11 protein-coding genes, 1 pseudogene and 1 CRISPR repeat array (1 of these 13 only partly in view) are annotated in these 20,199 nt (G+C 65.6%); of the genes and pseudogenes, 8 read left to right on the top strand and 4 right to left on the bottom strand.

Annotated features, from left to right (window positions below; genetic code table 11):
- Positions 1-2,350: direct repeats of the CRISPR family, unit length 37 nt; unit sequence GTCGCCGCGCGTTCACGCGCGCGGCGCGGATTGAAAC (it extends 1,490 nt beyond the left edge of the window).
- A gap of 72 nt (positions 2,351-2,422) precedes the next feature.
- Positions 2,423-4,095, bottom strand: a pseudogene (locus tag ACPDIT_RS05270) (glutamate synthase-related protein).
- 536 nt (positions 4,096-4,631) lie between these two features.
- Here ACPDIT_RS05270 and ACPDIT_RS05265 point away from each other — a divergent pair.
- Positions 4,632-6,044, top strand: coding sequence for a Gfo/Idh/MocA family protein (locus tag ACPDIT_RS05265; protein WP_423442124.1), 1,413 nt, complete (start codon positions 4,632-4,634; stop codon positions 6,042-6,044).
- A 507-nt stretch (positions 6,045-6,551) separates the two neighbouring features.
- Here ACPDIT_RS05265 and ACPDIT_RS05260 read toward each other — a convergent pair.
- The gene (locus tag ACPDIT_RS05260) at positions 6,552-8,690 is read right to left on the bottom strand and encodes a glycoside hydrolase family 65 (protein ID WP_423442570.1); all 2,139 of its coding nucleotides are present in this window, start codon (positions 8,688-8,690) and stop codon (positions 6,552-6,554) included.
- 311 nt (positions 8,691-9,001) lie between these two features.
- Between ACPDIT_RS05260 and ACPDIT_RS05255 the strand changes: the two genes are divergently transcribed.
- Complete coding sequence (locus ACPDIT_RS05255; RefSeq protein ID WP_423442123.1) at positions 9,002-9,811, top strand: tRNA threonylcarbamoyladenosine dehydratase; 810 nt, start codon at positions 9,002-9,004, stop codon at positions 9,809-9,811.
- On the opposite strand, the gene ACPDIT_RS05250 is transcribed toward ACPDIT_RS05255, so the two are convergent.
- Both ACPDIT_RS05250 and ACPDIT_RS05245 read right to left on the bottom strand, forming a co-directional pair.
- Positions 9,712-10,587: a TatD family hydrolase gene (locus ACPDIT_RS05250; protein WP_423442122.1), complete on the bottom strand. Its 876-nt coding sequence runs from the start codon at positions 10,585-10,587 to the stop codon at positions 9,712-9,714. The two genes, ACPDIT_RS05255 and ACPDIT_RS05250, sit on opposite strands and share 100 nt — an antisense overlap.
- A gap of 53 nt (positions 10,588-10,640) precedes the next feature.
- Complete coding sequence (locus tag ACPDIT_RS05245; RefSeq protein ID WP_423442121.1) at positions 10,641-11,783, bottom strand: Sb-PDE family phosphodiesterase; 1,143 nt, start codon at positions 11,781-11,783, stop codon at positions 10,641-10,643.
- A 1,164-nt stretch (positions 11,784-12,947) separates the two neighbouring features.
- Between ACPDIT_RS05245 and ACPDIT_RS05240 the strand changes: the two genes are divergently transcribed.
- The 6 genes from ACPDIT_RS05240 to ACPDIT_RS05215 are packed head-to-tail and all read left to right on the top strand — an operon-like array spanning position 12,948 to position 20,193.
- On the top strand, positions 12,948-13,874 hold the full coding sequence (locus tag ACPDIT_RS05240; protein ID WP_423442569.1) for a PstS family phosphate ABC transporter substrate-binding protein: 927 nt from the start codon (positions 12,948-12,950) through the stop codon (positions 13,872-13,874).
- Between the two features lie 40 nt (positions 13,875-13,914).
- The gene (locus ACPDIT_RS05235; RefSeq protein WP_423442120.1) at positions 13,915-16,212 is read left to right on the top strand and encodes an ABC transporter permease subunit; all 2,298 of its coding nucleotides are present in this window, start codon (positions 13,915-13,917) and stop codon (positions 16,210-16,212) included.
- A gap of 3 nt (positions 16,213-16,215) precedes the next feature.
- Positions 16,216-17,898 (top strand): phosphate ABC transporter permease PstA, encoded by a 1,683-nt coding sequence (gene pstA, locus ACPDIT_RS05230; RefSeq protein ID WP_423442119.1) that lies wholly within the window; start codon positions 16,216-16,218, stop codon positions 17,896-17,898.
- Between the two features lie 12 nt (positions 17,899-17,910).
- Positions 17,911-18,804, top strand: coding sequence for a phosphate ABC transporter ATP-binding protein PstB (pstB, locus tag ACPDIT_RS05225; RefSeq protein ID WP_423442118.1), 894 nt, complete (start codon positions 17,911-17,913; stop codon positions 18,802-18,804).
- A 14-nt stretch (positions 18,805-18,818) separates the two neighbouring features.
- On the top strand, positions 18,819-19,502 hold the full coding sequence (phoU, locus tag ACPDIT_RS05220; RefSeq protein WP_423442117.1) for a phosphate signaling complex protein PhoU: 684 nt from the start codon (positions 18,819-18,821) through the stop codon (positions 19,500-19,502).
- A gap of 7 nt (positions 19,503-19,509) precedes the next feature.
- Complete coding sequence (locus ACPDIT_RS05215) at positions 19,510-20,193, top strand: response regulator (protein ID WP_423442116.1); 684 nt, start codon at positions 19,510-19,512, stop codon at positions 20,191-20,193.
- The last annotated feature ends 6 nt before the right edge of the window (positions 20,194-20,199 follow it).

Genomic DNA, 20,199 nt, shown 5'->3' with positions numbered 1-20,199 from the left:
GAAGCTGGTATCTGCCAGTCGCCGCGCGTTCACGCGCGCGGCGCGGATTGAAACCCGCAAAATAGTGGAACATTAGTCTCATCGCGGCGTCGCCGCGCGTTCACGCGCGCGGCGCGGATTGAAACTTTGAGGCTCATTGTGTTGACTCGTGGGTTCTTGCGTCGCCGCGCGTTCACGCGCGCGGCGCGGATTGAAACTTTTCGTAACGGCTTGTCGGTTGTTCAATAGAGAGGTCGCCGCGCGTTCACGCGCGCGGCGCGGATTGAAACCCTGGCCGGGCGTGTCCCGGATGCCACCCCGTGCGGTCGCCGCGCGTTCACGCGCGCGGCGCGGATTGAAACATGTAGTGGATGCAGTCTGCTTATGACCACAGTAGTCGCCGCGCGTTCACGCGCGCGGCGCGGATTGAAACTGGTGCCTGCGTGCGAGCCCCGGCGGACCGGGGCGTCGCCGCGCGTTCACGCGCGCGGCGCGGATTGAAACCCCTGGTAGTCGGACCGGACCGGGGCGGAGCCCCGAGTCGCCGCGCGTTCACGCGCGCGGCGCGGATTGAAACCGGCTGCACCATTGCAGCCGGAGCAGGTATTTGGGTCGCCGCGCGTTCACGCGCGCGGCGCGGATTGAAACTCCCACAGGCACCATTGCCTGTGAGGCAGGCCTGGTCGCCGCGCGTTCACGCGCGCGGCGCGGATTGAAACTTGGCACGGTTGGCGGGCGGCACAGACCGTACCAGGTCGCCGCGCGTTCACGCGCGCGGCGCGGATTGAAACTGTCGGCCCCTGCGGTCAACGGGCAGCCATTTCTGGTCGCCGCGCGTTCACGCGCGCGGCGCGGATTGAAACTGTCGGCCCCTGCGGTCAACGGGCAGCCATTTCTGGTCGCCGCGCGTTCACGCGCGCGGCGCGGATTGAAACCTAACGGCTGCAGAAATGCCATCGATGCTAAACGTGTCGCCGCGCGTTCACGCGCGCGGCGCGGATTGAAACATTCGGGCTGTACGCGCTCCAGGCCACCCGTCGGGTCGCCGCGCGTTCACGCGCGCGGCGCGGATTGAAACTCATGCGACCTCCAGATTCAGTTCGATTGCTTGTGTCGCCGCGCGTTCACGCGCGCGGCGCGGATTGAAACCCCGTTGGCACGGGTGCATTTCCAGATCAGTCGTTGTCGCCGCGCGTTCACGCGCGCGGCGCGGATTGAAACACCAGTGCGTGCGGCTCGATCGAGGGTGGTCGGGAGTCGCCGCGCGTTCACGCGCGCGGCGCGGATTGAAACTGCTGGATCGACGAGATCGAAAAAGCGCTTGCTGGGTCGCCGCGCGTTCACGCGCGCGGCGCGGATTGAAACCGCACCACCACCGCCGCCACCGGCAGGAACGCGCCAGTCGCCGCGCGTTCACGCGCGCGGCGCGGATTGAAACGTCAGCGCGCGGCGGATCCGCATTTCGGATTCACCGGTCGCCGCGCGTTCACGCGCGCGGCGCGGATTGAAACGTATTCATGCGGCCCGTAGGCAAGGTCCAGTCGGGTCGCCGCGCGTTCACGCGCGCGGCGCGGATTGAAACAAGAGAAAATGTGAGAGCCGGCGCAATCTCTTCTTGTCGCCGCGCGTTCACGCGCGCGGCGCGGATTGAAACCTTGTCGCCTCCTACTGGCTACCGGCCCGCGGCGGGTCGCCGCGCGTTCACGCGCGCGGCGCGGATTGAAACCAAACTTTCCACAAGCGCGGCCATCCTTTGACCGAGTCGCCGCGCGTTCACGCGCGCGGCGCGGATTGAAACCTTATGGGATGGGGGCTTTTGCGGCATTGGACCGGTCGCCGCGCGTTCACGCGCGCGGCGCGGATTGAAACCAGAATCGCATCCAACTCGACCAGATTGGGATGCGTCGCCGCGCGTTCACGCGCGCGGCGCGGATTGAAACGCTGACAAGCACGAACTTCCCGTCGCCGTACATCAGTCGCCGCGCGTTCACGCGCGCGGCGCGGATTGAAACGATTGCGTTTTGATCGGGCCGTGGAGCGCAGGCACGTCGCCGCGCGTTCACGCGCGCGGCGCGGATTGAAACTTCCCCATTCCGGATGAATCCAGATCCAGGGGGAGTCGCCGCGCGTTCACGCGCGCGGCGCGGATTGAAACCTGGACTTCCTGCTTCAGCAACTTGGATCGACTGGTCGCCGCGCGTTCACGCGCGCGGCGCGGATTGAAACCCATCCGGCAAGTCGTCATTCGTGGCGCAACCGCAGGTCGCCGCGCGTTCACGCGCGCGGCGCGGATTGAAACGTTCTCGACCGGCAGACCGATGCCGGGCACCGTGAGTCGCCGCGCGTTCACGCGCGCGGCGCGGATTGAAACTGGGGGAGGGGCTCTCGAATGATGTTCCTTTCGCGTCGCCGCGCGTTCACGCGCGCGGCGCGCGCATCCAGCTCAGCTGTTGAGGATTTCGAGCGCGATGTCGTTGCGTTCGTCGGTGATGAAGGGGATGCCCGTTTCCCGCTCCGTTTCGCGGTTGGCGGAGACCAGGTCGCTGCGATCCAGCGCGGCCAGAGAGAATTTCCGGGCACCGGCCATGAGTTGCTGGAGCCCCGCGGCCAGTTTGTCGGACAGGGTCCAGATGGCGATGGCGCCGAACGGGATGTTTTTCATTTCCTCTTTGCCGACCTTGCGTTCCACCTCGTAGTAGCCGGCGAAGATCTGTTCGGGGGACTGGCCCAGGTCGCGGACCGAGGCGGGCAGTTTGTCCCAGTTGCCGTGGACCTTGTCGGTGCGGACGAGTTGACCGTCCACGATGACTTCGCGTTCTTGACCCCGCAGGACGCCCTCGATGTTGGAGCCGAGGAAGCCGGGGATCATCAAGGCGCGGCCCATGCAGACGAGCCTGGTGAACGGCGCGCCCAGGGCGAGGGCTTTGAAGATGTGATCTTCGCGCGCCAGGCCGCCGGCGAAGGCCATGTCGACGGGCCGCTGGCCCTTGTCGGCGAGGATCCTGGCATATTGCCAGGCCTTGGCGTGAAGGAGGAGCGAGGGCACGCCCCAGGTTTCCATCATGTTCCACGGGCTCATGCCGGTGCCGCCGCCGGAGCCGTCGATGGTGAGGAGGTCCAGGCCCGCGTCGCTGGCGTATTTGATGGCCATGGCGAGTTCCTCCATGCCATAGGAGCCGGTTTTGAGGGTGATGTGCCGGTAGCCCAGGCGGCGGAGGTGGTCAACGGTGGTCATGAAGTTCTCGCGGACGGCCTCGCGACTGTGGCGGTCGGTGTAACCGAGTCGGCTGTGACGGGCGAAGGCGCGGATGGCGCCACGTTCAAAGGCTTCCTTGACGCCCGGCTGGTTCGGGTCCGGGTCCAGGACGTAGCCGCGGTCGGCGAGCAGTTTGGCGTATTCGTAGGTGGTGACCTGGATTTCGCCGCCGATGTCCTTGGCGCCCTGACCCCATTTGAGTTCGATGACGATTTTGTCCCCGTACTTGTCGATGAGGTATTCGGCGACGCCATTGCGGCTGTCTTCGACGTTCATCTGGACGATGATGGCGCCGTAGCCGTCGTAATAGCGGAGGAACGTGTTCACGCGGCGGTCGAGTTCGGGGGAGTGCTTGACGCGGCCATTTTCGAAAACGGCCTGGCGATCGACGCCCACGACATTCTCGCCCACGACGATGGGGAACCCGACGAGGGCGGCACCGACGGCGAAGGATTCCCAGTATTTTGCGGCGATGAAGGTGGAGCCGAGGGCGCCGGTCATCCATGGGACACGGCAGCGGATTGGTTGGTGACGGCCGAAGCTGGTCTCGATGTTGACGTGGGGAAACACGCAGTCGTCCACGGTGTCGCTGAGACCGGGGGCAGGCCGTAGGCGCCGTAGAGGCGGCCCTGGATGCGCAGGGAGTTGTAGCCCACGCCGATGTGCCAGGTGTTGCCGCTGCCGGCGGTGACCATGCCGAAGTCGCGGGGATAGAGCAGTTTGCGGCCGACCATGCTGGCGAGCCAGGTCTCGCACTTGCCGGTACAATCGGCGCGGCAGAGCGTGCAGAGACCCGATTCGGTGGGATTGCCGCGGTTGGCGGTGCCGAGGACGTCGTTGCTTTTGCGCCAGTCGATCATGGCTGAAGGTTCCGGTTGGGGTTTCTGGTTTCGAAAGCTGCCAATGCAGATGAGCCGACTCGCTCTGGCTGGTTGGGCTGCCAAACGAGCTGCCCTTGGTGATTCGGATTCAAACCCGGACGTTGCATCAGTTTCGGCCAATGACCTTTCGGCAAGGTCGTTCGAGGGGCAACGCACGTTTTGGCCATTTTCTTGACATTTTTTGCGAAATCGTGCGGATGCGACGGGCAGGGCCGGCTGGGGCCCCCAGCGTCTTTGGGCGACGGGTGGTGAGCAGCTTTCTGGAGAATGCGACGATGGGCGGGCCGAGCGGGCCTGCCGCTGGCCTTGGCGGAGATCCGAAAGGGTGTGCCGGGGACATCGGCGCTCCAAGCCGGGGCGGCGGGCGGTCCCAAGGATTCGGGGCCGGCGCTGAATGCGATGGCCTCGAACCTGGCGGGTGCGAGGCTGCGCATTCCCCGGGCCGGGGCGGCGCGGGATCGTTGGAAATGAGGACGTGACAAGCCGAGCGGCCTTGCGCAGATTCAGAAGCGGTTATGAACACGAAGAGCTCTCAACCTCGCCGAATCAGCCGACGTGAATTTCTTTCGACTGCTGCAGCAGCGGTGGCCTTTCCGACCATCATCCCTGCCAGTGCGTTGGGCGGGGCCGGGCGGCCCGCCCCTTCGGAACGGATCACCATGGGCATCGTGGGCTGGGGCATGCAGGGGCCCAGCAACACGCGGGCGTTTTTGAACGAAAAGGACTGTCAGGTGGTGGCCGCGTGCGACGTGCACAAGGGACGGTTGCAGGCGGCGGTGGACACGATCAATCGCCACTACGGGAACAAGGATTGCAAGGCTTACACGGATTTCCGGGAGATGTTTGCGCGCAAGGACATCGATGCGGTCATGCTGGCGGTGCCGGATACCTGGCACGGGGTCATGTCCGTGGAAGCCGCCCGGCAGGGCAAGGACATCTACGGGGAGAAACCGCTGGCGCGGACCCTGGCCGAGCAACAGGCGATTGTGCGGGCGGTCCGGCAGCATCAGCGGATCTGGCAGACGGGCTCGTGGCAGAGGTCGGAACGCCATTTCCGGTATGCCTGCGAGATTGTGCGCAACGGGTTGATCGGCAAGATCCGGCGCGTGGAAGTGGGGTTGCCGGCCGGGCATACGGATTTTGCGCGGACCCTGGAGGCGTTCCAGCGGAAGATGGCGGCCATCCCGGGCGCGCCACGGAATCCCGCCGAGGTGGTGGAGGGCACGGAGGCCTGGAAGGCGGCGGTGTCGGATCCGCCTCCGGAGCTGGATTGGGACATGTGGCTGGGGCCGTCCCAAATGGAGCCCTACATCGAAGTGCGGGTGCACATGAACTGGCGCTGGAACTACAATGTGGGCGGTGGCCAGTTGCTGGACTGGATCGGGCATCATTGCGACATTGCCCACTGGGGGCTGGGCGACGACGACCGCATCGGTCCGCTGGAGATCGAGGGCGTGGGCGAGTTCCCGCCGGCCAAAGCGATCTGGAACACCTGCACCCGCTACCGTTTGGTGGCGAAATATCCGGGGGACATCGAGGTGGTGATCGCCGGCGGGCATCCCGATATCCGCAGCGGCACCAAGTGGATCGGCACGGATGGCTGGGTGTGGGTGGACCGGGGCAACCAGTTCGATTCGTCGAATCCGGAGTGGAATGACCGGCGTTCCCTGCCCGAGGATGTGCGGAAGGTCAAGTTGTACGAGTCGCCCGGCCATTTCCGAAACTTTTTGGACTGCGTGAAATCGCGCAAGCCGACCATCACGCCGGTGGAGGTGGCGCACCGCTCGGCCATTCCGGGTCACTTGGGTTTGATTGCCCTGTTGGTCGGGCGGAAGATTCGGTGGGACGGAAATCGGGAACAGATTCTGGGCGATTCGGAGGCAAGCCGGCTCATGCGGCGTCCGCTGCGCGAGCCGTGGAAGCTCTGAAGGCCGGTCGGCGTGAGGCGCGGCGCGATTTGGGTGGCGATTTTTTGGTGGTTCACCGCGCCAGGGGGTGTGCGCCCCTTTCGGTGATCCTGGCGCCGGCGGGGCGGGGCCGCTGGTCCCGGGAAATTGCGCACGGCCGTTGACGGGACCCCTCACCGGCTCGTCTCGAATGCTGTGTCCGCCTCCTGAGGGCGGCGGCACCCCGGCTCCGATCCGTAGCCGCCAACGTGAGTTGGCGGATGCCCCCTGCTCCACCGCCTCGCTGCATGATCCCCGCTTCAGGGTGACGGTCGGGCCAAGTCCGCCGCCTGACGCCGGCGCCGACCGAGCTCCAACTCCGTAGCCGCCGACGGGAGTCGGCGGAGAGTCCTCCTACAGAGCCTCCGCCGCCTCACGGCAGCAGCTGCCGGAAGCGCCAAAAAGACTTCTGCGGGGTTCGGGCATCGAGGGCACGGGCAGCGAGAGGCTTTGTTTCTGTGAGTGCGGGGATCCTGGTAGAGAGCGGGGTTACAGCCAGGGTCGGAGTCCCTCGTGGCGGATGCGCCAGCGGCCGTTCGTGGGGAAGCCGGGAGCGTGGACCGGCGGTGCACCGGTCCAGCCGGCGGCCATCAATGCCACTGCGGCCAAGAGGCCCCCGTTGCCGGGAAGGTAGGCGGTGAGGCCGGGGCGTTGGTAGTTGTGGCCGTTGGGATGATACCGATTCTTGACCACGGGCAGAAGGAGGGCTTCCACGGCCAGCTCGGGTTCCCCCGAACGGGCGGCCGCCATGGCGGTGAGAGGAAAATCCCAGCCCCAGCAGCGTTCCCACTGCCAGGTTTCCATCACGCGACGAACGGTGCGACGCATCATGTCGCGGTCCACGCCTTCGCCGGGCAGCATGCCAAGGGCACCGAGGAGGGCCGGGTGTTCCCAGTTCCAGCGGGTGTAGGTGTCGGTCATGCCTTCCTGCATCAGGTAGAGCCCGTCCGCGCTGGGGAGCGGAGCCAGGCCGTGAAGCACCGCCTGCCAGCGCGGCTCGCGGGGCAGGCCGAGTCGGCGACGCCAGAGCTGCGCGGTTTGCAGGCCCCAGCGCCAGTAGGCCAGCTCGAAGGTAGGGTTTCGGGTCGTGCGCGGATCGGTGTTTTCCGAGACCGTTTTGAGCGGGGGCCCGAGCACGTAGCGACCCGTGGCCCGGTCGCGTCGGGCAAAGGAGGCCATGAACTCGGCGGTTTCGAAAACGATGTCCCGCCAGGTCTGCAGCGTGCGCGGATGGGGATGCTGGCGCCAGCAGAGCTCGGCGTAGTAGATGGGATGGGGCTGCTGCCAGATGAGCAGGGGGCCGACCGGCGAGGGGCTGTCGCGACCCTCGGGCCCGACCATTTTGGGCCAGCGCGCGCCGCGGTAGCCCTGTCGTTGGGCCAGGGCACGGGCTTCAGGGAGGATGCGATGATAGAAGTCCAGACTGCGGGCAAAGAGGTCGAAGCGATTCCAGGCGACGAAGTGGACGGCGTGCCACCAGTGCATTTCGAGGTGGAACTTGCCGTACCAGCTGTTGAAGAGCAGGCCGGTTTCGGCGGGCGGCAGGGGTCCGGCGCAGTGCAGGGCGGTGTTGTACTGGGAGAGGATGATGCGGCGTTCGAGCTCCTCGGCGCGTGGATCGGTGCTGCCGTCGAGATCCACGGCGCCGCCGGTGGGCCAGAATCGCGTCCAGTGACGGGCGGCAGAGGTTTGGGTCGCGAGGACCGTGGGCAGGCGGCGGGGCAGGGGTTGGGGACTGAAGGCCAGCACGAAGCGCAGGCGCGGGCCGGCCGGTCGAAGGAGCCATGAATGATCCCCTGCGGGGCGGAGTTCGGCCGGGTCCTCCCAGGCCCACACCACGTGGTAGCGCGCGTCGTCGAGGGTGCGCAACAATCGCAGTTGGTTGGGGCGCCGGGCCTCGACCTCGGTGAAATGCCGATCGGGCGCGGACCAGTCGGCCATGGCGACGGAGGGGGAGCCGTAGGGGAAGCGGAGGCACAGGGCCAATGCGCCGCGGGTGAAGGCCGGGGCTTCGATTTCAAAGGCCAACGCGTCGAGCTCGGGATGGCAGCAGGAGCGGACGAGAACGGGTTGTCCGTTCCACTCGAAGCGGCTGGTGAGCAGACCCTGCCAGAGGTCCAGGTGCTGGTGGCAGTGGTGCAGGTCCTCGGGCGCAAAGGGCGCCTCGGGGCGGTCGGGGCGGCTGAAGCTCAGCTGGCCCAAATGGAGCCGGTGGGGATTCTCCCGCAGCCAACGGTAGAGGGTTTCCTGCCCGGTCGATCGGGTGGCGTAGGGCACTTTGCGGCCGTCGGTTTCGTATTCCTCGTAGAGGAAGTCGTCCGGGTTCACGCCGGGCGGGGGCGGTGTGGTGTGCCAGGCCCAGTGGGCGGTGGTGCAGAGGGGAAAGTCTTTCTCGCATTGGGGTGCGAACGTTTGCAATCCGGTCAGATCGGCGGTGAACGCAAACCGGCCATTGCCCACGCTCAGTGCGGCAAAGGGATCGAACCGGTGCACATGAGGTTCGTGCCGGCGCACGACGGCGCGGCGGTCGATGGATTCCCCGGCACTCGCGGAGCGTGCCAGCGTGGCCGCCCAGGCGGTCATTCCGGCCACACCCCGAAGAAAGTCGCGTCGGTTCCAAAGCGGCATCACGGAGCCAACATGCACGACCGAGCATGGCCGGCCAAACCGGAAATGCCGAACCCCGGTCGAGCGAGCCACGGGTCGGCTCGGTTTGGACTGTGCAGGCGCCTGTACAATGGACGCAGCCGGGACAGGGCCCCTGCGATGCGGTGGGTGGGGAACCGGCGCCCGCTGCGGCGCCGGTGGCGGCTGTGGAATGCAACCCTGTTCGGCGTCGGCAGCGGGACTTGCCGTGTTCGGAGCCGGTGGTGCGTGGCGAGGACGGATGCGGGTTTGGAATTGAGCCGGGATCGGCGGCTGCGTATGGGAACGGGCTTGTGACGGGAGACTACGAGGCACGATTTGGTGGAATCCGGCGCCTGCTGGGCGCAGCGGCGCAGGAGCGGCTGCGGCGGGCCCATGTCTGTGTGGTGGGCGTGGGCGGGGTGGGCTCATGGGCGGTGGAGGCGCTGGCGCGAAGCGGTATCGGGGGGCTGACGTTGGTGGATTTCGACGAGGTCTGCATCACGAATGTGAACCGGCAGTTGCCCGCTCTGAGCGGCCAGTTCGGCCGGCCCAAGGTGGAGCTGTTGGCCGAGCGGGTGCGGTTGATTCAACCCGAGGCCGAGGTGCGGCCCTGGCAGACGCAGTTTACGGCGCGGACGGCGGCGGAGATCTTGGCGCACCCGTACGACGTGGTGTTGGACGCGATCGACCGGCCTGCGCTGAAGGCATTGCTGATTGCCGGTTGTCGGGAGCGAAATCTGCCGGTGGTGAGCTCGGGCGGCGCTGGAGGGCGGCGGGACCCGACACAGGTGCGGGTGGAAGATCTGGCGCGGGTCACGCATGATCGGCTGTTGCAAGCCACGCGCAAGTTGTTGCGCACGCGACACGGGTTTCCGCGGGTGCCGGGTCGGCCCATGGGCGTCTGGTGTGTCTATTCGCCCGAACCTCCGGTGTTTCCCCAGCCGGACGGCTCCGTGTGTGGGCAGCCGGCACCCGGCGTGGATTTGCGTTTGGACTGCCGCAGCGGCTACGGCACGGCCTGTTATGTCACCGGCGCGTTCGGGTTTGCCGCGGCTTCCGTCGTGGTACGGTTGCTCGTGGGCGAAGTGTGGGGGACGCACAACGCGCCGAACAGGCGATGAAAGTTGGCCTCCACCTGAGCGGCGAGGGTTTCCATCGGCATTTCTCGGAGCTCCGCAGCAAATTGGTAAACGGCGGGCAGATTGGCCGGATGATTCAGGAGCCGCCCGGTTCGAGGATCTGTCCACGCGTACCGTTGGCGCTCGGGAGGAAGCGGTTGGTCCGGAGCGTCGGTTTCGATGAGTAATCGCTCCAGGGGCACGAGGCGGAAGACTTCCTGCTGGCGGGTCTTGCGCGGGTGGGCGAAGTAACCGGGCAAGGAAAAATACGCGCCCAGGTCGGCCAAAGGCTTCACCATTTCCGCGGGCCCGCCGTAGCTGTGCAAAAGGAACCCGCAGGCCGGCCGGCGATGGCGTCGGAGCAGCTCGTAGAGCCGTCCCCATGCCTGGAGGCAATGAATACTGACGGGCAGGTTTCGTTCGGCCGCCAGCTCAAGCTGGGCGAGAAACACCTCCTCCTGACCCTCGTACGGCAGATCGGATTTCCAGCGATCGAGCCCGATTTCCCCGACGGCCGACGGGGCGGCGTCGAGGTGCCGTTGAAGCGCCTTCAGCCAAGCGTCGGTTCGCTCTGCCACGTACCAGGGATGATAGCCGAAGCTGGGCAGCACTTCGGGGTAGGTCCGGGCCAGGGCGAGAACGTCCGGCCAGTCCTCTTCGCAGGATCCGTTGACCACCATGCGGACCAAGCCGGCCTGCCGGCAGGCTTGCAAGAGGTCGGCCTGGCGGCCGGCGAAGCGCTCGTCTTGAAGGTGATTGTGGGCGTCGTACAGGCGCATGGTGGTGATTGCCCGGCCGCGCCGCTCCGGGCCGCCGCGGTCTCATCCCCCATTCACTGGGGCACCAGCGTGACCTGGAATTCCAAGTGGGCGGTCAGCGGAGTGTCCGGGCGGATCAACACATTGGTGACTTCACAGGTCAGGCGCACGGTGCGTTGGCCCTGGCGATCGGCGGCGCGACCGCGCACTTCGAGCAGGGCCACGCGTCCGGCCGGCAGACGAAGTTCCCCGGGAAATGCAAGGTCCGGATCCTCGGCGCGGAACCGGAGCTCGTAAGGAATGTCCGAATCGTTTTGGATCTGGACATAGGCCCGGCCGGTCCCGCGGACGCGCACTTGCGGGGTCAGGATGCGGAGGGAGCGTTCAAAGATGGGCCGGACATGTTCATCGCGCCCGATGAGCCGGTGGCCGGCCAGGACGGCCGTGCGACGGGCAAAGAGCGCTTCGCGGATGGCGTCGAGGCTGCGTTCCCGGGCGAAGACCAGCGTGACGGGCCGACGGTCTCCGAGGTGCAGGTCATAATCGAGGCCGATGGGGTTGTGGATGTCCGAGTTGCTGAGCATGGTGAGGTTTTTCTCCAGACACCAGGCGTGGGCCTCGGGGTAGTAGTCGCGCTCGTTGACAACCTCGATGCCGTGGAGCTGGTCCTGAGCCAGAAGCTGGTCATGTTCCGGGTACCACCGGGCGCGGCCGTCGGGCTGTTGAGCGCGCCATCCGGGGTGATTCCAAAAGATAAAAGCGCCCTGCCGACGCGCCTCCGCAAGTGCGTCCCGCCAGTCGGGCACGTCCAGCCTGGTGGCGTCCTTCAGGAAAATGGCGTTCAAATGTCCCGGCGGCATGGAGCGGGTGATTTCGGACCCCGGGATCACGAGGAGCTGAAGGGCCTCGCCGTGGCCGCGGGCAATTTGGTAGGAGCGGTTGTGGGCCGTGGGGAGGTCCTTCTTGTGAGGCTGATGTTCGATGTGGTCCGTGATCGCGATGGCATCCAGGCCCTCCCGCCAGGCCTCCTCCGCGCGGATGTCCGGCCAAACCTTGCCGTCGGAAAAGACGGTGTGGGTATGGAAGTCACACTTCAACGTGAGGAAGCCGGGCAGGTCGGGGACGCGCAGCGGCGCGCGGGCGCGGTCGTGACCGTGGGATGGGTGCGTGAGACCGAAGTTCAGGAGCAGCAATGAGAGGCAAAGGAGTCTTCGCATAATCGCTCGGCCGCAAATTACACGGGATCCTCGGACCGTCAACGCGCGAGGCCGGCAGTCGAGAGAGGTCGGCCCGTTTCCGGTTTTCGGGCATCCTCGACATCGATGGAGTTTTGGACCTGCTCGGCGTGGAGAAGAGAGCGTGGAGAAGAAATGAAGGCAGAGGGTATGTCGTCGGAATTCCTGAATCCGGATCTCCAAAAACAGATGCAGCCTGCGCGCTCTGCGGATCGCACCGGTCCGTCCACGCGCCAAAGTTGGATTTCCATCGGCGGCCCGGGGCAACGCTCTGCGAATGCAGGACCCAGGGAACCACGGCGTCCTGAATGGACACGACCCGGTGACCCCATCGCGCGGACCGGACGTGCCCATACCGAATTCCGCCTCGTCAGGGCGGAACGAATTGGGGAATCCGGTTCCCCGACGCGCTGCCTCGGGCGGGTGGATGGACAGACAGGGCGTCAAGAGCGCCGCAGGCTCACCCATTCGCCCCGGAACGAAGCGGTTCGGCTGCCCGAGGCGCCTCTTTGAATCGGCGTCTCTGCGCCCGGTTGAGGGAAAATCCAAGGTGCGCCGAGGAGGGCGAAACGTTTCCGGTCCTGAAAGGATTGCGTGGAGAAGCAATTGCAGAGGCGGCGTGGGACAATTGTCGTTTGCCGCGTTGGTGCAGGCAGGACCCCGACGCCGCAGATACGCTCTCGAAGCGCATTTCAGTTTTTGAACCCTGCGGAGGCTCAGTGGCCTGTCGGGCCTCCCGGGTCCGGGGAACTCTGCGGAAACCGGCATTTGCTTCGGGCAGTCCAATCCCCGGGACCAAAAACGGAAATGCGCCCAAGAGGGGTCGAGGCGGATCGGTTGTTGGGTTGTCACCGAACCGTAACAAAATCGTCAAAAAGCTGTCATCTTGGCGGAGGAGGTTGGGGTGGGATCCGGAAAGGTCCCGGGCTGCGGGTTGGTGCCCGTGCGGGAGTTGGTTCCCGGAACCAATCCCTCGGCCGTGGCCGGCCGGGTCCCAAGCCCAACTACGTGGCAAGGAAAGGTGACATGATCATGAACACGATTCGATCCGGCACGGTTCACGCAGTGAGGACGATGCCCTCGTTTGTTTCGCCCTCCGCTTGGAGGCAGCGCAAATCCCGGGCCTTGTGGGCGTGGGGTTGTTTGATGGTGGCCGTGCATGCGATGGCGGCGCCGGTGAAGGTGGATCCGAACCTTCCCGAATACGAGCGGGTCCCCGGGGTTTCGGGCAATCTCAACTCGATTGGCTCGGACACTCTCAACAACCTCATGACCCTGTGGGCGGAGGGGTTTCAGGCGGTGTATCCGAACGTGCGCATTCAGATCGAGGGCAAGGGCTCGTCCACGGCACCCCCGGCATTGATCGAGGGCACCGCGCAGCTCGGTCCGATGAGCCGCGAAATGAAAGGGACGGAACGCGACGCCTTCGAGCGGAAGTACGGCTACAAACCCACCGAGATTCGCGTGGCCATCGACACCCTGGCCATTTATGTTCACAAGGACAACCCGCTGGCCAGTCTTACTCTGGAGCAGGTGGACAGTTTGTTTTCCAGCACGCGGAAGCGCGGTGGGCCGCCCATCGAACGCTGGGGAGACCTGGGGCTGACCGGCGCCTGGGCCAGTCGGCCCATCTCCCTGTACGGCCGGAACAGCGCCTCGGGCACCTACGGCTTCTTCAAAGACCACGCCCTCCTTGGCGGCGACTTCAAGCCCACGGTGAAGGAACAACCCGGGTCCTCGTCGGTGGTACAGGGCGTGGCCAGTGACCTTGCCGGGGTCGGGTATTCGGGAATCGGTTACATCACCAGCGGAGTGCGGGCCGTTCCGCTGGTGGGGCCCGACGGCCAGCCGCATCCTCCGACTTTGGAAAGCGCGCTGAACGGGACTTATCCCCTGGCGCGCTTCTTGTACATCTATGTCAACAAGCCGCCGGGGCGGCCGTTGGATCGGTTGACCCTGGAATTTCTGCGGTTCGTCCTCTCCAGGGCGGGGCAGGAGGTGGTCGTCAAAGACGGTTACTACCCCTTGCCCGCTGCGTTGGTGCAGGAAGAGCTGAAAAAACTGATGGACTAATATCTCCGGGCGCCACCTCGCAGGGGTGCCTTTCCCGAGAATGCCCGAAGCCGTTCTGCCACCCCCGACCCGGGCGCCACTGCCGCAGCGCTACGAAACGGCGCGGAGCACACTGTGGTGGGACCGGTTCATGAACCGGTTCATCACCGTGGGGGGCGTGGCCATCATCACGGTGGTGTTGGGCATTTTCGTTTTCATTCTCTGGCAGGTGCTGCCGCTGTTTCGCGGGGCCACTGTGCAGACTCTGCAAGTGGTGCCCGCGTCGGACACTGCCGAGTATCTGGCCCTCGGTTTGGATGAGTATGGCGAGATGCCGTTCCTGCTGGACCGGCGGGGACGGTTGCATTTTGTGGAGTTGAACCGGCCGGGGCAGCACCGGGTGCATCCGCTTTTTCCGGAAGACAACGTGGAGGTAACGGCCTGGCGTTATCACCCCGGCCGGCAGGAACTGCTCTGCGGGACGCGGGATGGGCGTCTGGAACGGATCGAAATCCGGTATCGGACGGTGCATGGTGGCGGCGAACGTCGGTTGGACCCCGACGTGCAAGTGCAACTCCTGCCCGCCCTGGCCAGGCCGGGCCATCCGGTGCGCGCGGTGGACTACGGAGACAGCGGGACGGACAAACTGGTGGCCCTGGCCCAGGAAGTGGAGGGGCGTTTCGAGGTCCGTGCCGCCCTGTTGACGCAGACACGCGGCCTGCTTGGCGCGGGCCAGGTGCGCGTGGAGGCGACCTTCGATCTGACCGACCAGGTCCCCGGCCGCCTCACTCACCTGTTGGTCAACCGGATGGCCGATGCGATTCTGATGGCCACGGCGGAGGGGGAGATTCTCTACTTTCACCGCGAGGGGAGGGCCCTCCGGTTGCGGCAGCGATTCCGTCCCTTCGAAGACTGTCTCCGTACCGAGATCGTGTTGATGGACTTTTTGCTGGGGGACGTAACGCTGGTCCTGGGCAATGCCGAGGGGCGCGTGCGGTTGTACTCGCTGTTCCGGCCCGGGGCCGAGGGCGACCGGGTCTTCGGGCGCACCAAGCAGTTTCCCGATCTGGCGGGCCCGCCGGCGTTTTACTGTGCCAGTCAGCGCAACAAGGCTTTCGTCATCGGTCAGGGAGCCGAGGTGCGTCTCTGCTATGCCACCACGGAGAAGGTACGGTGGCACACGGACCTGGAGGTGCCGGTCCAACTGGCGGCGCTCAACAGCAAGTACGATCGGCTGGTGTTGCTGGATGCGCAGCAGAATCTGCGTGTGTACCGCCTGGAGGATCCGCATCCCGAGGCCAGTTGGCGCGCCTTTTTTGGCAGGGTTTGGTACGAGGGGGCGGATCGGCCGCGGTTTGAATGGCAGTCGACGGGCGGGTCGGATGCATTCGAGCCGAAGCTTTCGATGGTGCCGCTGATGGTGGGCACCTTGAAAGGGACGTTTTACGCGATGTTGTTTGCGGTCCCGGTGGCGCTGCTGGCGGCGCTGTATGTTTCGCAGTTTGCGCCACCGGAGTTTCGGGGCGTGGTGAAGCCGACGATGGAAGTGATGGCCTCGCTGCCGTCGGTGGTGCTCGGTTTTCTGGGGGCGTTGTGGTTGGCCCCGCGGTTGGAAACCCGCGTGCCTTCGGTGTTGTTGATCCTCGTCCTCGTGCCGCTGGCGGCCCTGGCGATGGGGGCGCTCTGGTCGCGTTTGCCCGTGGTGTGGCGGGCCCGGGTGCGGCCGGGGTACGAGTTTCTGGCCCTGGTGCCGGTGCTGGGTCTGGCGGGTTTGGCGGGTTGGATGTGGGGGCCCGTGTTGGAGCGATGGTTGTTTGTAGTGACCGACCCCGCGACCGGCGAGCGGGTGGCGGATTTTCGGCTCTGGTGGCCGGCGTTTACGGGGGCGGATTTTCAGCAGCGCAACTCGGTGGTGGTGGGATTTGTCATGGGATTTGCCGTGATTCCCATCATCTTCACGCTGGCGGAGGATGCCCTGTCCAACGTGCCGGCCACCTTGCGCAGCGGATCGCTGGCGCTCGGGGCGAGCCGCTGGCAAACCGCCCTTTACATTGTGCTTCCCACGGCCTCCGCCGGCATTTTCTCCGCCCTGATGGTCGGGTTGGGCCGGGCCGTGGGCGAGACGATGATCGTGGTGATGGCCACGGGGAACACGCCCATCCTGAGTTTCAACCCGTTCTCCGGGATGCGGACGTTGTCGGCCAACCTGGCTGTGGAGCTGCCCGAAGCGCCGCATCACAGCACGTTGTACCGCACCCTGTTTCTCGGGGCGCTGCTGTTGTTCGTGTTCACGTTCGTCATCAACACGGTGGCCGAGATCTTGCGCCAACGGTTGCGGGATCGATTCAAGACGCTCTGAGCGATGCAAGGCCGAGGTCCATGGCAGGAACGCGTGCGGGCACCCGGGGAGCCGTGGGTTTGGTTTACCGCGGTCGGGCTGACCGTGGGATTGGTAATGATTCTCGGGTTGCTGGGCCTGGTGCTGGTGCAAGGGCTCAAAGCCTTTTGGCCCCGGCGCGTGGTGGAAATCACCCTGAAGGCGGACAGCTCGCCCCAGTTTCGGGGCTCGCGGGTACTGGCGGGCGAGCGGGTGCTGGAGCGGCGCAAGAGGCACCCGGCGGTGGAGGTGGCGGGGCCGTCGGAAGACCGCGAGTGGCAGTTGTTTTTGGGCAACAAGGACGTGTACGGCCAGGCCTTCCGCTTCGTGGACGTTGCGGACGTGGAGCGGGTGCGTATGCCCTCGGGATTGCTGCGGCTGGAGCGCACGGAGTACGGACCGTTGTTGGCCTATCCGGTGGCACTCGAGAGTCCGGGGGCCGAACCGCTTCCGGCAGAACACCCGGCCTTTTTGGCCACGTTGCAGCAGAGGATCGAGGAGGCCCATCAGCGCCGCGGCGAGATCCGGCGGCTGGAGAAAAGGGAGATCGGCGAACTCAATCGGCAATTGGAAAAGCTGCACTGGCGGCTGAGGGCGCTGGAACGTCGGCAGGCCGGCGGCGGGGACGTGTCCGCGGAGCTGGCCGGGATTCGTCAGCGTCAGCGGGAACTGGAGGCCGCCTACGAAACGTTGGCCGGCCGTGCACGGGAACTGCGTGCGGCGCAGGAGCGGGATCGGCTGGTATGCCGTCTGCCCACCGGGGAAGAGCACCGGGTGCCGGTGGGACGCCTCCTTTCGTTTTACGCCCCGAACGATCTGGGGTGGTTCGGACGGCTGCAGGTGTTTGCCACCAGGCTGCGGGAGTTTCTGACGCAGGAGCCGCGGGAGGCCAACACGGAGGGCGGCATTTTCCCGGCCATTTTCGGCACGTTTGTGATGACCGTGCTGATGAGTCTGGCCGTCACGCCGCTGGGCGTGGTGGCGGCGTTGTACCTGCGCGAGTATGCGCGGCAGGGCTGGTTGACCCGTGCGGTCCGGATTGCGGTCAACAATCTGGCCGGCGTGCCCTCCATCGTGTTTGGGGTATTCGGGCTGGGGTTCTTTGTGTACGTGCTGGGGGGACAGGTGGACCGGCTGTTTTTTGCAGAGCGCCTGCCGACTCCCACCTTCGGCACGGGGGGCCTTTTGTGGGCCAGTCTGACGCTGGCGCTGATGACGGTCCCGGTGGTCATCGTGGCCACCGAAGAGGCTCTGGCGGCCGTGCCCCGCAGCACACGCGAAGGTTCCCTGGCCTGTGGCGCTTCGCAATGGCAGACCATCCAGCGGGTGGTGCTGCCCGCGGCTGCTCCGGGCATCCTCACCGGCCTGATTCTGGCCATGGCCCGCGGGGCCGGCGAGGTCGCGCCGCTGATGCTGGTCGGGGTGGTGAAACTGGCGCCCGAACTGCCGATCAACACCACGTTTCCCTACGTCCACCTGGACCAGAAATTCATGCATCTGGGTTTTCACATTTACGACCTGGGGTTTCAATCGCCGGACAGCGACGCGGCGCAGCCGATGGTTTTTGCCACGACCCTGTTCCTGTTGGCCCTGGTGGTGGTGCTGAATCTGACTGCCATCGGCCTGCGGAATCATCTGCGGCGGAAGTATGCCTCCGGCGCCTTTTGATTTGAGATGGTTATGCCGGTTCTGACATCGTTGACCCAGCCACAAGCCATGGATGCCGATTCTTTCCAAGGGACCGCCCCGGCCGGAGGCACGGCCGTGCGTTTGCAGACGGCGGAGCCCCGGGGCCAGGCGGATACAGCCCCGGGTTACGACCCGCGGTTGATCGAAATCGAGCACTTCGACTTTTTCTACGGGCCGCAGCAGGTGCTTTTCGATGTGAATCTGACGATTCCCGAACGGCACGTGACGGCCCTGATCGGTCCGTCGGGCTGTGGCAAGACCACGCTGTTGCGCAGCCTCAACCGGATGAACGATCTGATCGAGGGGGCGCATCATCGCGGGGACATTCGCATCCGCGGCCGCAGTATTTTCGATCCTCACCTGGAGGTGATTGCACTGCGCAAACGGATCGGCATGGTCTTTCAGAAATCGAACCCTTTCCCCAAGTCGATTTTCGAGAACGTGGTTTATCCGCTCCGCGTGGCCGGGGTGCGGCAGCGGGCGGTGTTGGAGGAGGTGGCGGAGCGGAGTCTGCGAGCGGCCGCGCTCTGGGACGAGGTGAAGGACCGGCTGCACAGCAGTGCCCTGGGGCTGTCCGGGGGCCAGCAGCAACGCCTTTGCATCGCCCGCGCCATTGCCAATCAGCCCGAAATCCTGTTGATGGACGAGCCGTGCTCGGCACTCGATCCGGTGGCCACGGCGCGGATCGAGGAGCTCATTCTCGAACTGAAGCGCCAGTTCACCATCGTCATCGTCACGCACAACATGCAGCAGGCCGCCCGGATCTCGGATTTCACCGCCTTCTTCTATCTCGGTCGGCTGGAGGAAGCCGGCCCCACGCACAAGATCTTCACCAGTCCCAAATCCAAACGGACCGAGGATTATGTCACGGGCCGATTTGGCTGAGCCGGAGTCCATCCATGGAGGTTCCTTTTGAGCGCGAATTGCAGGAGCTGAACGAACGCCTGTTGACCATGGGCAGCCTGGCCGAGCAGGCAGTCCACCGCGCTTTGCAGGCCTTCGAGCAGCGGGATCCCGAGCTGGCCACGCAGGTGCGCGATGCTGATACGGTTCTGGATCGGTTGGAGATCGAGGTGGACGAACGCGCCATTGTTTTGTTGTCCAAGGCTCCGCTGGCGCGGGACCTGCGGATGGTCACCATGGCCATGAAAATCTCCCAGAACCTCGAACGCATCGGGGACGAGGCGGCCAAAATCGCCAAGCGGGCGCGCGCACTGGCCAGCGAGCCTCCGGTGCGGATCGACGTGGACCTCCATCCACTGGCCTGGGAGGCGCGCACGATGCTCAAAAACGCATTGGACGCATTTGTGCGACGGGATCCGGAGGCCGCCCGGGCGCTGATCCCCCGGGATCAGTCTGTGGACGCCGCTCACAAGGCCGTGCGCGAGAAACTGGTGAGCTACATGCAGGCCCATCCGGAGGCGGTTCCCCAGTGTCTGGAGGTGCTGACGGCCGCCAAGTGCCTGGAACGAATCGCCGACCACGCCACCAACATCGCCGAGGATGTCGTCTATCTTTGCGAGGCCAGTGACATCCGTCACCTGCCCAAGACGGGAGCTCCACCCGCCCCGACCGAATCATGATCGGATCATGAGCGCCAAACCGTGCATCCTTGTCGTCGACGACGAGCCGGAGACGCTCGAGTTGGTCAGTTTGCATCTGCGCCAGGCCGGCTTCGAGGTCCTCACCGCGGAAGATGGAGCGGCCGCGTTGGAAAAGGCTCGGGCTCGTCTGCCGCAACTGATCGTGCTGGATCTCATGCTGCCGGAAACGGATGGTTTGGAGGTGTGCAAACGGCTGCGGCGGGATCCGGCCACGGCCGGCATCCCGATTTTGATGCTGACTGCCCGCGCCACCGAGGTGGATCGCGTGCTCGGCCTCGAACTGGGAGCGGACGACTATGTGACCAAGCCGTTCAGCCCGCGGGAACTGGTGCTGCGCGTCCGGAAGCTCCTGGAACGGAAAGGCCCGGGCGAGCCCGCCGAGGTTCTGCAGTTCGAGGACCTGGTGATCGACGTGCCGGCGCATCAGGTGACCGTGGCGGGGCAGGTCGTGCATCTGACGGCGACCGAGTTCAAGCTGTTGGCCACCCTGGCGCAGCGTCGCGGCCGGGTGCAGAGCCGGGAACAGTTGTTGCGCGACGTCTGGGATTACGCCCCGACGGTGGACAGTCGCACGGTGGACACCCATATGCGGCGGCTGCGCGAGAAACTGGGCCCGGCCGCGCACCATCTGGAAACGGTTCGTGGAGTCGGTTACCGGTTCGCCCCTTGAGCACCT

It is taken from the genome of Limisphaera sp. VF-2 (assembly GCF_049537125.1).
Lineage (GTDB): Bacteria > Verrucomicrobiota > Verrucomicrobiia > Limisphaerales > Limisphaeraceae > Limisphaera.
The sequence above is the reverse complement of the archived record's forward strand: the minus strand, read 5'-3'. Positions and strand labels throughout refer to the sequence as shown.